Here is a 12,457-nt window from a genome sequence, read left to right as displayed (position 1 = left end):
GAGACATGCCGTGAAACGACTGTTCGTCAAGACCCTGGTGGCCACCGCCGCCGTCGCCGTCCTCGGCATCGCCCCGCTGGCGCAGGCCCAGACCCGCACCCTCAAGTTCGCCAACCAGAACGCCAAGGGCCATCCCATCGTGCTGGGCATGGACAAGTTCGCCGAGATCGTCAATGCCAAGTCCGGCGGCAAGCTCAAGGTCACGGTGTTCCCCGGCGGCGCGCTCGGCAGCGACCAGGCCAACCTGTCGTCGCTGCAGGGCGGCACGCTGGAGATGGCCGCGATGAACTCGGGCATCTTCGCCAGCGTCGTGAAGGACTTCGCCGTCTACGACTTCCCCTTCCTCGTCTCCAGCCCGAAGGAGGCCGACGCCCTGCTCGACGGCCCGGTCGGCAAGCAGCTGCACACCAGGCTGGAGGAGAAGGGCCTGGTCGGCCTGGCCTACTTCGACCTGGGCTTTCGTGAGCTGACCAACAGCAAGCGCCCGATCGCCAAGGTCGAGGACATCGCCGGCCTGAAGCTGCGCGTCATCCCCAACCCGATCAACGTCGACTGGGTCTCCGCGCTGGGCGCCAACCCGACGCCGCTGCCGTTCCCCGAGCTGTACGCCGCGCTGGAGCAGAAGGCGGTGGACGGGCAGGAGAACCCGGTGGCCACCATCCAGGGCGCCAAGCTCAACGAGGTGCAGAAGTACATGACCCTCACCAACCACCAGTACAACCCGCAGTCGGTGGTGATCAGCAAGAAGGTCTGGGACCAGCTGTCGGCCGACGAGAAGAAGCTGCTGCAGGATGCCGCCACCGAATCGGCCAAGTACCAGCGCGAGCAGACCCGCACCGCCGGCAGCACCATCCTGGAGGCGCTCAAGAAGGGCGGCCTGCAGGTCACCGAACTGCCCGCGGCCGAGGTGGGCAAGCTGCGCGACAAGATGAAGCCGGTGATCGCCAAGCACTCGGCCGGCATCGAGGCCACCGTGAGCGCCGTGCAGGCCGAGCTGGACAAGGTCCGCAAGTAAGCCGGATGAACGCCCGCAGCCACCCGCGCGCCATGCAGATCGACGGCCACACCGAACTCATCGCCCACCTGGGGTGGCCGACGCACTCGTTCAAGGCGCCGATGATCTACAACCCCTACTTCGAGTCGGTCGGCGTCAACGCCGTGGTCGTCCCGATGGGGGTGCGCCCCGACAGCTTCGCGCCGGTGCTGCGCAGCCTGTTCGCGCTGGAGAACATCCGCGGCGCGCTGATCACCATGCCGCACAAGGTGAGCGTGGTCGAGCTGCTCGACGAGGTGACGCCCACCGTCAAGGTGGCCGGCGCCTGCAACGCCGTGCGGCGCGATGTCGCCGGGCGGCTGACGGGCGACATGTTCGACGGCGAGGGCTTCGTGCGCGGGTTGCGCCGCAAGGGCCTGCAGGTGGCCGGCGCGCGCGCGCTGGTGGTCGGCTGCGGCGGCGTCGGCTCGGCCATCGCGGCGTCGCTGGCGGCCGCCGGCGTCGCGGCGCTGGCGCTGTACGACGTGCACCAGCCGTCGGTGGAAGGCCTGGCGCAGCGCCTGCGCACGCACTACCCGGCCATCGACGTGAGCATCGGCAGCAACGACCCCGCCGGCATGGACCTGGCCGTCAACGCCACGCCCATGGGCATGAACCCCGGCGACCCGCTGCCCATGCCGATGGACCGGCTCGAGCCGCGCACCTTCGTCGGCGAGGTGGTGATGAAGACCGAGATGACCGCCTTCCTCACCGCTGCCCAGGCGCGCGGCTGCCCGGTGCAGGTGGGCACCGACATGCTGTTCGAGATGATCCCGGCCTACCTCGAATTCTTCGGCTACCCGACGACCGACGCCCAGACCCTGCGCTCGGTCGCCCGCCTGCAGTACTGAGGGGCCGCGGCCCGCGAGAGGTTTTCCGACATGAGCGACCTGCTTGTCCATCCCGACCACGCCCGCGAGCCGCTGCAGGCCTCGTTCAGCGACGAGTCCAACCCGCTCGGCCTGGACGGCATCGAGTTCGTCGAGTTCTCCACCTCCAAGCCGCAGGCGCTGGGGCACGTGCTCGAGATGATGGGCTTCCGCCCGGTGGCGCGGCACCGCTCGCGCGAGGTGCTGCTGTACCGCCAGGGCGGCCTGAACGTTGTGGTCGACGCCCACCCGGTCGACGGCGAGGCGGCGCCCCTGTCCGAGGTTCCGGCCATCAGCGCCGTGGCCTTCCGCGTGCGCGATGCCCGCTCGGCCTACCGCCGCGTGCTCGACCTGGGCGGCTGGGAGGTGCCCACGCATCCCGAGGCGATGGAGCTGAACATCCCGGCCATCCATGGCGCCGGCGGCAGCCGCCTGTACTTCGTCGACCGCTACAAGGAGTTCTCGATCTGGGACGTGGACTTCGTGCCCATCCCCACCGTCGACCAGCGCCCGCCGGCCGTGGCCGGCATCCACTTCTTCGGCGTGGTGCAGTACATCGGCGCCGGCCGCAGCGCCGACTGGATCGCGTTCTACGAGGAGCTGTTCGGCCTGTCGCTCATCCCCGACGAGCAGCGCTTCGGCATCCTGCCCTCGGGCAAGCTGATGCGGGCTCCGAGCCTGGACCTGGCCAACCAGTTCATGCTGCAGCTGATCGAGCCCGAGCCCGACGTCGACGACGGCCGCGAGCGGCTGCAGCGCATCGGCCTGGGCGTGCCCGACGTGCTGGCCGCGGTGCAGGCGCTGCGCGCGCGCGGCATGGAATTCGTCGAGTCCGAGGCCGCGCACACCGAGCGGCGCGGCGCCATCACCAAGACCTACCTGGGCGGCGTGGTGTTCGAGCTGGTGCACGACGAGGGGCCGGCGTGAAGGACCCGCGCAGCCTGCGCCAGGCCATCGCCGGCTTCGGCATGGACACCATCACCCTGGCCGGCCCGCTGGAGGCCAAGCTGGAGGCGATGGCCGAGGCCGGCTTCGGCCAGGTGATGCTCAAGGCCAACGACCTGGTGGGCCATCCGCAAGGCTGGAAGGCTGCCGCGCGCGCGGTACGCGCCAGCGGCCTGCGCGGCACCGGCTTCCAGGTGCTGCGCGACTTCGAGGGCCTGTCGGGCCATCTGCACCAGTACAAGGTGGACATCGCGCGCGCCATGCTGGAGATGTGCGCCGAGCTCGGCTGCACGGTGCTGCTGGCCTGCTCGTCGACCTCCACCCACGCCACCCAGGACCTCGACCACATCGCCCGCGACCTGCGCAAGCTGGCCATGCTGGCGGTGCCGTTCGGCATCCGCATCGCCTACGAGGGCCTGTCGTGGGGCCGCACCGTCAACGAGTTCACCACCGCCTGGGACGTGGTGTGCCGCGGCGACTGCCCCAACCTGGGCCTGGGGCTGGATTCGTTCCACCTGCTGGCGGCCAACACCGGGCTGGATGCCATCGACGAGCTGGATCCGGATCGCGTGTTCCTGGTGCAGCTGTCCGACTTCATGTGGCAGGAGACCCGCACCTTCGAGGAGCGCATGGCCACCGCGCGCACCTTCCGCGTGTTCCCGGGCGAGGGCGTGCACACGCCGGCGCTGGTGGAACTGGTGCGCCGGCTCGACGCCCTGGGCTACCGCGGCGACTACAGCTTCGAGGTCTTCAACGACGACTACGTGCAGATGCCGCTGCCCTTCGTGGCCCAGCGTGCCGCACGCTCGGCGCTGTGGCTGGCCGAGGATGTGCTGCGCCGCTCGGTCCCGCTGCCCGACGCCCTGCGGTTGCGCCGCGCCGCGCAGGGCTGAGGCCCTCCTGCACGAACCGGGCGCCGGCGTCGCTCGGACGCGCCGCCCGTGCGCGCCCTGAGCCGCTCGCCGGCGGCGGCTGCGCTCAGGGGCGCAGGCGCTGGGTCATGACGTCGGTGTCGCCGCCGGCGTCGGTGGTCCAGGCCAGGCCCAGGCTGCCGCCCTGCAGCACCGCGCCCTGCGGCGCCAGCGCACCGGGCGCCACCGCGAAGGCATCGCCCTCGCGCTGGCCGCCGGCGTCGAACCGCTGCCCCGACAGCTCGGCACCACCGCTGGCCGAGAAGGTGATCCAGCCGCCGCCCGGCAGCGCCACCGCCGCCAGCGGCATGGCCGGCAGCGAGGTCGAGCTGCCCGCCGGCTGGCCGTCACCGGCATAGCGCTGCACGCTGCCGTAGGTGTGTGCCGGCGCGAACAGCACCATCCCACCACCTTCCAGCGGCAGCAGCAGGCTGCCCTCGGCCGTCCCGAGCGCGCCGGCCGGGAAGACCGGCGCGACCGCGCCGTCGAAGCCGGCGTACTGGATGAAGGTGCGGCCCATCACGCGCTGTGCCGTGGCCACGATGTAGCCGCCGGTGGGAACGGCGATGAGCTGGTAGCTGGTGTCGGCATCGGCGCGGCCGGCGACCACCGGCGAGCCGATCGGGTTGCCGAGCGCATCGAAGCGCTGGGTCCAGGCCTGCGGCGTGCGCACGCCCGCCGTCTCTTCGATGACCTGCCAGCCGACCACGAAGCTGCCGTCGGCCCAGCGCGCCACGGAGGGCTGGGCGACGTAGCGCATGGTGGTCGCGCCCGTGCGGTCCTGCGTGATCGCCGCCACCTCGACCGGCGCGCGCGCCGGGCTGCCATTGGCATCGTGGCGGCGCACCACGATCGAGCTGCGCGTGATCCACGGTTCGGTGTCGGCGCCGGTGGCGACCACGGCGGTGGCCACGGCCAGACCGCCGTCGGGCAGCACCGCGGCCGCCACGCCGTTCTGGCCGGCATCGAGCGTGACGGCGTGGTCGGCACCGCTGCGCGCGCCGGTCGCGTCGAAATGCTGCAGCCGCAGCGCGGCCGTGGCGCCGGGTGGCTGCGAGAACCAGCTGACGCTGTAACCGCCGTCGCTGGTGGCGCCGATGGCGCGCAGCGTCTGCGCGCCGGCGCTGTCGGTGTTCACGCGGGTGGCGGGATCCGGGGCGAGCGCGGCGGCGCCCGCGGGCTGGCGGTCGGTCTGTGCGGTCACGGTGGATCCCGTCGGCTGGCTGGTGGCGTTGCTGGACACGGCACCGCCGCCACCGCCGCAGCCGGCGAGGGCTGCGGCGAGGACGGCCAGGGTGAAGAAGTGTGTCACGGGGCTCCCGGTGACGCGGGTACTGCGGGTGTTCATGTCCGTCCTCGTTGTCGATGGATGAGATGGGGTGAAGTCATCCTGATCCGAGGCTCTTGCATTGGATGTAGGACAGGAACGGCCGAGGCATGCCGCCAATGGATGACCCGGCCGTGGCGGGCGCGAGACAGCGGCGCCGGTTGCTGCGGAGGCAGCCTGGGCCCCATCTCCTGGCACGTGACGGAGTTGGCCGCGCCGCGCCGTTCACGCGACGGCTGACGGTGGGCCAGGCCGCCGCCCGACGCACGGTCGGCTTCCTCGGTTGACCATCGGCACATGGAGCGCTCGGGCTGCGGTGCGCCAGACGCCTGTGCCTCGACGGGCGAGGGCGGGACGGGCGGCAATTTCGGCGTAACTGTTACGCCCGTCACGTCCGGCAACAAGGCGGGGTCGCGAGGCCTGGCGCGGCCTGCCCGCTCAGCCGTCGTGACGTCGGCACGTCCGGGCCAATCAGAACGCAGGATGGCCGGCTGGCTGGGCAGGGCGTTCAATGACAACCACGCGCTGAATCCCCTGGATCCCGAAGCCCGCCTGCGGAGGTAGCCATGCAGTTCAAGAGTTCCGCCTCCCTGGTCCGCTGGCTCCTCACTCCGTTCGTGCGGGTCGCGCCGACGCCCGTCCAGGTAGTCCTGCTGCTTCTGCTGGCGGCGTTCGCGGCGCCGGTTTTCCTGGTGGTCGAGGCGCCGCTCCTGCTGGGCCTGGACCAGGCCTGGTCCGCGCGCATCCGGCCCTACGGCTGGCTGCTGCACCTGCACGCTGCCTGCGGCGTGCTGGCGTTGCTCACCGGGCCGTTCCAGCTCGTCCCCGGGGTGCGCGTGCACTACCCGCGGGTGCATCGCGTGCTGGGCTACGTGTACCTGTCGACCATCGCCATCGCCGCACCGGTGGCGATCTGGATCGCGGTCTTCCACATCGAACCGGCGGAGCGGCTGGCATCCGTCGCCCAGGCCCTGCTGTGGCTGTTCACCACGCTGGCCGCGCTGGTGGCCATCCGCGCCACGGACGTCGCGACGCATCGCCTGTGGATGGCGCGCAGCTATGCACTGACGCTGACCTTCGTCATCGTGCGCTTCACCACCGAGGTGCTCGGGTTCCGGTTCCCGGCCGATGCCGGCGGCGCCGCGGCCATGATCTGGCTGTCGACGGTCTGCGTGGTCCTGGCAGCCGATGCGATCGTGGCGTTCTGGCGGCCGGCCGCGCGACCGGCGCCACGGGGCCCGGCGGCCCGGCGCTCGGCCTGAGGTCGCCGCCCTGCCGGGCTCGGCCCGGCATCCGAATTGCAGGGTCGCTGGCCGGTGACTATGCTGCCGGGGCTGGAAGCGAGGACCGACCACATGCTGGAGCAGCGCACAGGAATGCCGACGAGTCTGTCCGGGGTGCTGCCCGGGACGCGGGCCTGACGGCGATGGACCGGTTGCCCCTTCGCCTGCCGCCCGGCGTGGACCTGCGGCGCGCCCTGGAAGACGCTGCGGCGAGACCCGGGATGGAGTCCGCGTTCGTGGTCGCCGGGATCGGCAGCCTGGTCGAGGCCCGTCTCCGGTACGCGGGCGCGGCCACCGACAGCGTGGTCGCCGGTCCCCTGGAAATCCTCACCCTCTCGGGCACGCTCGGCGCGTCGGGGGCGCACCTGCACATGGCGGTCTCCGATGCGTCCGGCCGCGTGTCCGGCGGCCACGTCGGCTACGGCAACACGGTCCGCACGACAGCCGAGCTTCTTCTGGTTGCGCTCAGCGACTGGTCGCTCACGCGCGAGCACGATCCGGCCACCGGCTTCCACGAGCTCGTGATCCGTCCACGGGGAGGAACGCGGCATGCGGCTTGATCCACCCACCGTCCCGCCAGCGCTGGGCCGGGCGGCCTGAGCCTGTCGGCCGCAGCCGCGCACGGCATGTCGTTCACCCCCATCCCCGACGCCGACCCGCGCGCCGCGCGGGCACGGGCCGGCCGGCGCGATGTGCGGCAGGACGCCGAGTGCGCGGCCTTCTGGGACGGCTTCACCGCCTCGCTCGCGGGAGGCGACCCGCGCCGCACGGCCTGGCCCGACGCCTTCGGCTTCGGTGGCGAGGGCCCGTTGGCCGATGAGCTGGCCGCCCTGGTCCTGGCCGGCCGCAAGCGGGCCACGGCCAGCCTGCCGGTGGAGTACACGGCGCTGGGCGAGGCGCTGCCGGTGGCGGGCGACCTGAGCATCGTCCTGGACGGGGCCGGCCATCCCGTGGCCATCATCGAGCGCACCTCGGTGCAGCTGGTGGCGTTCGAGGCCGTCGACGCCTCCTTCGCGGCCCGGGAAGGCGAGGGCGACGGCAGCCTGGCGGCCTGGCGGCAGGCCCATGCGTGGTACTTCGGCCAAGTCTTCCGCGAGTGGGGCGGCCGGCTGCAGGACGACACTCCGGTCCTGTGCCAGTGCTTCCAGGTCGTCTGGCCGCCCACCGTCGCCGATGCGCGCCCGGTGGCCGTCGCCCGCGCGTTCGAGGGCCAGGCGATTTCCCCCGCCGAGGCGATCGCCGCCTACCTCCGGGCCAAGGACGGCAACCGGCCCTACCTGCTCGACGCGGCCTTCGCGCCCGACGTGCAGCTGCGCATGGTCGTGCGCACCGACGCGATCTCGTTCCCGCCGGCATCGGCCGGCCGCGAGGCCCTGGCCGAGACGCTGGTGCGCCGCTTCAACCAGGAGTACGAGAACGTGCACAGCGTCTGCCTCGGCGCGCCGCCGCCGCCGGACGCGGTGGCCTTCGGCTGCCGCTGGCTGGTGGCCATGTCGGCCAGGCAGGACGGCGCGGTGCGCGTGGGATGCGGCCGCTACGACTGGGCGTTCGCACCGGCCGACGGCCGGGTCGCGGCGCTCACGATCCGGATCGACGCCATGGAGAGCCTGCCGCCCGACACGCTGCAGACCGTCATGGCCTGGGCCGCCGCCCTGCCGTCGCCCTGGTGCCCCGAGCGGGTCGCCGTCGATGCGCTCCCTGCGCTGGCGCCCTTGCGCCAGGTGGCGCAGGCCCTGCAGCGCGCGGATGCCTGAGGCGCGATCCCCGCTTCCTCGCCGTCATTGCGGGCGTGACCCGCAATCCATCGCCCGATCGTGGTTCCGGTGCGGCCTTGTTCCGGAGCTGGATGCCGGGTCGAGCCCGGCATGACGAGGTGTCGAGGCGAGCCCGCGCAGGCTCAGCCGCGGGCGTCCATCACCAGCTGCGTCTGCGTCACCTGCGCGCAGAGCCGCCCGGCGTCGTTGGTGATCGACGTCTGCCAGACGTGGGTGGTGCGCCCGCGGTGCAGCGCCACCGATTCGCCGCGGACCGTGGTGCCGGCCATGGCGCCGGCCATGAACTTGGTGCTGGAGTCGGTGGTGGTGGTCGACTTGCCGGGCGGCAGGTTGACGATGGTGCCCACGGCGCCCAGCGTGTCGGCGAACGCCATCACGGCGCCGCCGTGCAGGATGCCGCCGGCCGTGCACAGGTCGGGCCGCACCACCATCTCGGCCACCACGCGCTCGGGCGTCGCCTCGAGCAGGCGCACGCCCATCAGGCCGGGGAAGAGGGGTTGCAGCACCTGCTGCAGCTGCGTGAGATCGGTCATGGGCTGTCCTTGCCTCGGGATCGGAAGGTCCCGCGATGGTGGCACGGTGCGGCCGGGCTGGGCGGTGCCCCTGCCGGGCAACGGGAAGGCAACCCATCGATGGACTTCCTGCGGAGCCGGGCGTAGCCTGCGCGGCGGGCCAGGGCCGGGGCTTGCGGCCAACCCGTCCAACCGGGAGCAATGGGATGAATCCGAACAAGGCCTTGTGGGAAAAGGGCGACTTCACGCGCATCGCCGACAGCATGCGCGCCAGTGGCGAAGCGCTGGTCGCCACGCTGGGCCTGCGGCCCGGCATGCGGGTCATGGACCTCGGCTGCGGCGACGGCACCACCGCATTGCCGGCGGCCCAGCTCGGCGCCGACGTGCTGGGCGTCGACATCGCCGAGAACCTGGTGCGTGCCGGCAACGACCGCGCGCGTGCTGCCGGGCTGGCCAACATCCGCTTCGTCGAGGGCGATGCCAGCAATCTCGAGGGCATCGAGAACGGCAGCTTCGACCGCGTGGTCTCGGTCTTCGGCGCCATGTTCGCGCCGCGGCCCGCCGACGTGGCGCGCGAGATGGTGCGCGTCACCCGGCCGGGTGGGGCCATCGTGATGGGCAACTGGATCCCGAACGACCCGACGCTGGTGGCGCAGATCCTCAAGATCAGTTCGGCCTATTCGCCGCCGCCGCCGCAGGGATTCGTGAGCCCGATGACCTGGGGCGTGCAGGACCACGTGCTCGAACGATTCGGCGCCGCGGGCGTGCCGGCCGATGCGGTGGCTTGCCAGGCCGACACGTTCACCTTCCGCTTCCCCGGTTCGCCGGAGGCCTTCGTCGACCTGTTCCGCCGCTTCTACGGCCCGACCATGAACGCGTTCGAGGCCGCTGCGAGGGAGGGCCGCGAGGGGCGGCTGCGCGAGGAGCTCGAGGCGCTGTTCGCCGCCCAGAACCGCAGCGGCAACCCGCAGTCGACCGAGATTCCGGCCAACTACCTGCGGGTCACCGTGCAGGTCGCCTGAGGCGCTTCAGCGTCCCTTGGCGCGGCGCCAGGCGGCGAAGTCGTCCTTGGTGCGCGGGTCGGTGGCCGGGTACAGGCCCAGGATGCTGCGGCCCTTGAGCACCTCTTCGCTCACGAAGTCCTCGAACGCGGTCATCTCGTGGGCTTCGGCCGCGACCTCGTCGGCCAGGTGGGCGGGGATGACCACCACTCCCTCGCGGTCGCCCACCACCACGTCGCCCGGGAACACGGCCACGTCGCCGCAGCCGATGGGCACGTTGATGTCCAGCGCCTGGTGCATCGTCAGGTTGGTCGGTGCGCTCGGGCGGTGGTGGTAGGAGGGGAAGGTCATGGCGCCGATCTCGGGCGAGTCGCGAAAGCCCCCGTCGGTCACCACGCCGGCACAGCCGCGCACCATCAGCCGCGTGACCAGGATGGAGCCGGCCGAGGCGGCGCGCGCGTTCTTGCGGCTGTCGATGACCATCACCGCGCCTTCGGGGCATTGCTCGACGGCCTGCCGCTGCGGGTGGTTGCGGTCGAGGAACACCGTGATCGGGTTCAGGTCCTCGCGCGCCGGGATGTAGCGCAGCGTGAAGGCCTCGCCCACCATGTTCGGCAGGTTGGCGTTCAGCGGGTGCACGTCCTGGATGAACTGGTTGCGCAGCCCGCGCTTGAACAGGGCGGTGCACAGCGTGGCCGTGCTCACGCCCATCAGCTGGGCCTTGGTGGTCGGGTTGAGTGCCATGGTCGGGTCCGGAGAAGGAAAGGAACGAAAAGGGGTCAGGCGGGCAGTGCCACCCGCAGCTGGTCGGCCCAGCCGGCCAGGGCCGACCAGGTGGGAGCGTCGTAGGCGATGCCCTCGCGCTGCGCCTGCGCGATGCCGGCGGCCGCGGCATCGCCGGGCAGGCGCACCGGCTTGCGCGCGTCGATGGGGCGGTTGGCCCGGCAGCGGTCGGCCAGGTGGTCCATCTGGTCGGCGAAGGCGTCGCGGCCGGCGAAGCGGGCCGGGTCGATGACGAGCAGGAAGACGTTGCCGCCCCAGCGCCTGGGGGCGTCCTTGCGGCCGTGGCCCGACAGGCCCTGCGACAGCGCCTCGATCATCAGCGCCAGGCCGAAGCCCTTGTGGCCGTATTCCTGCCCGCCCATCAGCTGCAGTGAACCGCGCGGGCTGGCGTGCTCCAGCACGGCGGGGTCGCGCGTGGGCACGCCGTCGGCGTCGAGCAGCCAGGGGTGCTCGAACTGTTCGCCGGCCGCGTGCTTCTGGCGCGTCATGGAGGTGGTGGTGATGGAGGCGCAGATGTCCACCAGCACCGGGTGGTCGTCGCCCGGATAGCCGATCGCGAACGGGTTGGGCGTGAACAGCGCCTCGGTGCCGCCATAGGGTGCCACCCGCTGGCCGGCCGGGTCGGAGTTGGCGATCTGCGCCACGAAGCCGCGGTCGGCCGCCTGCTTGACCAGCGCCGCCAGGCAGCCGATGTGGTGGCTGCGGCGGATGGCCACGGCGGCGAGGCCCGATTGCGCGGCGCGCGGCAGGGCGGCCTCGATGGCCTGTTCGACCAGCCACAGGCCGGGCAGGTAGCCGCCATCCCAGACGGCGCACAGGCCGTTGTCGGTCACCACCTCGGGCTGGCCGCGCCCCTGCATGCCGCCCTTGGCCAGTTCGGCCAGGTACAGCGGCGCCATCGCCAGGCCGTGCGTGCGCCGGCCCATGGCGTCGGTGAGCACCTGCAGGCGCGCCACGGCCGTGGCCTTGTCGGCGTCCATGCCGGCCGCGACGTACAGCGCCGTGCCGAAGGCCTGGAGCGCCGCGAGGGTCTGGCTCACGCGTTGCCTTCGATGGTCTTGCCGGCGCGCTCGATCACGCCGGCCCAGCGCTTGCGCTCGCTGCCCAGCCACTGCGTCGTCTCGGCCGGCGACGAGGTCATCACCTCGGCGCCCAGCTCGGTCAGGCGGGCGCGGATCTCCGGCGTGCGGATCACTTTCACCAGCGCCGCCGACAGCGCCTCGACCGCCGGCCTGGGCATCGATGCCGAGACCACGACGCCCTGGTAGGTGCCCGACTCGAAGCCGGTGACGCCCTGTTCGGCCAGCGTGGGCACGTTGCCGATGACGGCCATGCGGGTGCGCTTGGACACGCCGATCATCTTCAGCTTGCCCGACTGCACCAGCGGGTAGGTGGCCACCATGCCGTTCAGCAGCATCTGGGTGGTGCCGGCCATGGTGTCGTTGATGGCCGCCGCGCCGCCGCGGTAGGGCACGTGCTGCCACTTCATGCCGGTGGTCAGCGCGATGTCGACGATGCCCAGGTGGTTGGGCGTGCCGCTGCCCGAGGAGGCGGCATTGAGCTTGTTGGTCTGCGACCAGGCGGCCAGCTCCTTCACGTTGTTGGCGGGCACCGAGGGGTGCACCACCAGCAGGTGGGGCGAGTAGGCCAGCATGGTCACGCCCTGCAGCTGCTCGATCTTGAACGGCAGGTCCTTGGTGACCAGCGGGCTCACGGCCAGTGCGCCCAGGTCGGACAGCAGCATGGTGTGGGCGTCGGTGGCGTTGGCCACCACGCCGGCGCCCAGGTTGCCGGAGGCGCCGGTGCGGTTCTCGATCACCACCGGCTGGCCGAGCGCGTCGGACAGCGGCTTGGAGATGATGCGCGCGATAACGTCCGAGGTGCCGCCGGCCGCGAACGGGATCACGATCTTCAGCGGCTGGCTCGGCCAGGTGGCGGCGAACGCGGGCAGGCTCACGGCGGCGGCGGCGCTCACCTGGAGGAAATGGCGGCGGGTAGCGGTCATGGGATGTCTCCTG

At 72.0% G+C, this 12,457-nt stretch carries 13 protein-coding genes; 8 read left to right on the top strand and 5 right to left on the bottom strand.

Annotation, left to right across the window (positions count from 1 at the left end):
* The first annotated feature begins 10 nt into the window (after positions 1-10).
* Genes GON04_RS07450 through GON04_RS07435 form a run of 4 tightly spaced genes read left to right on the top strand, consistent with a single transcriptional unit; the run spans position 11 to position 3,740 of the window.
* Complete coding sequence (locus GON04_RS07450; RefSeq protein ID WP_181653933.1) at positions 11-1,015, top strand: DctP family TRAP transporter solute-binding subunit; 1,005 nt, start codon at positions 11-13, stop codon at positions 1,013-1,015.
* 5 nt (positions 1,016-1,020) lie between these two features.
* Entirely contained in the window at positions 1,021-1,884 is an 864-nt protein-coding gene (locus GON04_RS07445) for a shikimate dehydrogenase family protein (protein ID WP_157397292.1), read from the top strand.
* A gap of 30 nt (positions 1,885-1,914) precedes the next feature.
* On the top strand, positions 1,915-2,829 hold the full coding sequence (locus GON04_RS07440) for a VOC family protein (protein WP_157397291.1): 915 nt from the start codon (positions 1,915-1,917) through the stop codon (positions 2,827-2,829).
* 41 nt (positions 2,830-2,870) lie between these two features.
* Complete coding sequence (locus GON04_RS07435) at positions 2,871-3,740, top strand: sugar phosphate isomerase/epimerase family protein (RefSeq protein WP_157398399.1); 870 nt, start codon at positions 2,871-2,873, stop codon at positions 3,738-3,740.
* An 85-nt stretch (positions 3,741-3,825) separates the two neighbouring features.
* On the opposite strand, the gene GON04_RS07430 is transcribed toward GON04_RS07435, so the two are convergent.
* Positions 3,826-5,106: a hypothetical protein gene (locus tag GON04_RS07430; protein WP_157397290.1), complete on the bottom strand. Its 1,281-nt coding sequence runs from the start codon at positions 5,104-5,106 to the stop codon at positions 3,826-3,828.
* Between the two features lie 545 nt (positions 5,107-5,651).
* Between GON04_RS07430 and GON04_RS07425 the strand changes: the two genes are divergently transcribed.
* From GON04_RS07425 to GON04_RS07415, 3 genes are all read left to right on the top strand, one after another.
* Positions 5,652-6,347, top strand: a complete 696-nt coding sequence (locus GON04_RS07425) for a DUF2306 domain-containing protein (RefSeq protein ID WP_157397289.1) — start codon at positions 5,652-5,654, stop codon at positions 6,345-6,347.
* 164 nt (positions 6,348-6,511) lie between these two features.
* On the top strand, positions 6,512-6,928 hold the full coding sequence (locus tag GON04_RS07420) for a PPC domain-containing DNA-binding protein (RefSeq protein ID WP_157397288.1): 417 nt from the start codon (positions 6,512-6,514) through the stop codon (positions 6,926-6,928).
* A 66-nt stretch (positions 6,929-6,994) separates the two neighbouring features.
* Complete coding sequence (locus tag GON04_RS07415) at positions 6,995-8,122, top strand: ASCH domain-containing protein (RefSeq protein WP_157397287.1); 1,128 nt, start codon at positions 6,995-6,997, stop codon at positions 8,120-8,122.
* 143 nt (positions 8,123-8,265) lie between these two features.
* Here the strand turns inward: GON04_RS07415 and GON04_RS07410 are convergent, their stop codons facing one another.
* Positions 8,266-8,676 carry a PaaI family thioesterase gene (locus GON04_RS07410; RefSeq protein ID WP_157397286.1) on the bottom strand — a complete coding sequence of 137 codons (411 nt, stop codon included), beginning with the start codon at positions 8,674-8,676 and terminating at the stop codon, positions 8,266-8,268.
* Positions 8,677-8,861: 185 nt separating this feature from the next.
* Between GON04_RS07410 and GON04_RS07405 the strand changes: the two genes are divergently transcribed.
* The gene (locus GON04_RS07405) at positions 8,862-9,677 is read left to right on the top strand and encodes a class I SAM-dependent methyltransferase (protein WP_157397285.1); all 816 of its coding nucleotides are present in this window, start codon (positions 8,862-8,864) and stop codon (positions 9,675-9,677) included.
* Positions 9,678-9,683: 6 nt separating this feature from the next.
* On the opposite strand, the gene GON04_RS07400 is transcribed toward GON04_RS07405, so the two are convergent.
* The 3 genes from GON04_RS07400 to GON04_RS07390 are packed head-to-tail and all read right to left on the bottom strand — an operon-like array spanning position 9,684 to position 12,444.
* Positions 9,684-10,400, bottom strand: a complete 717-nt coding sequence (locus tag GON04_RS07400) for a ribonuclease activity regulator RraA (protein ID WP_157397284.1) — start codon at positions 10,398-10,400, stop codon at positions 9,684-9,686.
* A gap of 35 nt (positions 10,401-10,435) precedes the next feature.
* Positions 10,436-11,479: an Ldh family oxidoreductase gene (locus GON04_RS07395; RefSeq protein WP_338050915.1), complete on the bottom strand. Its 1,044-nt coding sequence runs from the start codon at positions 11,477-11,479 to the stop codon at positions 10,436-10,438.
* Entirely contained in the window at positions 11,476-12,444 is a 969-nt protein-coding gene (locus GON04_RS07390; protein ID WP_157397283.1) for a Bug family tripartite tricarboxylate transporter substrate binding protein, read from the bottom strand. Before GON04_RS07390 ends, GON04_RS07395 begins: the two co-directional genes overlap by 4 nt.
* Between the last annotated feature and the right edge of the window lie 13 nt (positions 12,445-12,457).

Origin of the sequence: Ramlibacter pinisoli, assembly GCF_009758015.1 — a bacterium.
Lineage (GTDB): Bacteria > Pseudomonadota > Gammaproteobacteria > Burkholderiales > Burkholderiaceae_C > Ramlibacter > Ramlibacter pinisoli.
Note: the sequence above shows the minus strand (reverse complement) of the source record. Positions and strands in the feature narration are given on the sequence as shown.

Excerpts from the sequence above, each read along its gene's own strand:
- GON04_RS07435 (WP_157398399.1), top strand. The coding sequence starts at position 2,871 with ATGGACACCATCACCCTGGCCGGCCCGCTGGAGGCCAAGCTGGAGGCG.
- GON04_RS07445 (WP_157397292.1), top strand. The coding sequence starts at position 1,021 with ATGAACGCCCGCAGCCACCCGCGCGCCATGCAGATCGACGGCCACACC.
- GON04_RS07415 (WP_157397287.1), top strand. The coding sequence starts at position 6,995 with ATGTCGTTCACCCCCATCCCCGACGCCGACCCGCGCGCCGCGCGGGCA.
- GON04_RS07405 (WP_157397285.1), top strand. The coding sequence starts at position 8,862 with ATGAATCCGAACAAGGCCTTGTGGGAAAAGGGCGACTTCACGCGCATC.
- GON04_RS07420 (WP_157397288.1), top strand. The coding sequence starts at position 6,512 with ATGGACCGGTTGCCCCTTCGCCTGCCGCCCGGCGTGGACCTGCGGCGC.
- GON04_RS07430 (WP_157397290.1), bottom strand. The coding sequence starts at position 5,106 with ATGAACACCCGCAGTACCCGCGTCACCGGGAGCCCCGTGACACACTTC.
- GON04_RS07425 (WP_157397289.1), top strand. The coding sequence starts at position 5,652 with ATGCAGTTCAAGAGTTCCGCCTCCCTGGTCCGCTGGCTCCTCACTCCG.
- GON04_RS07410 (WP_157397286.1), bottom strand. The coding sequence starts at position 8,676 with ATGACCGATCTCACGCAGCTGCAGCAGGTGCTGCAACCCCTCTTCCCC.
- GON04_RS07440 (WP_157397291.1), top strand. The coding sequence starts at position 1,915 with ATGAGCGACCTGCTTGTCCATCCCGACCACGCCCGCGAGCCGCTGCAG.
- GON04_RS07400 (WP_157397284.1), bottom strand. The coding sequence starts at position 10,400 with ATGGCACTCAACCCGACCACCAAGGCCCAGCTGATGGGCGTGAGCACG.
- GON04_RS07390 (WP_157397283.1), bottom strand. The coding sequence starts at position 12,444 with ATGACCGCTACCCGCCGCCATTTCCTCCAGGTGAGCGCCGCCGCCGCC.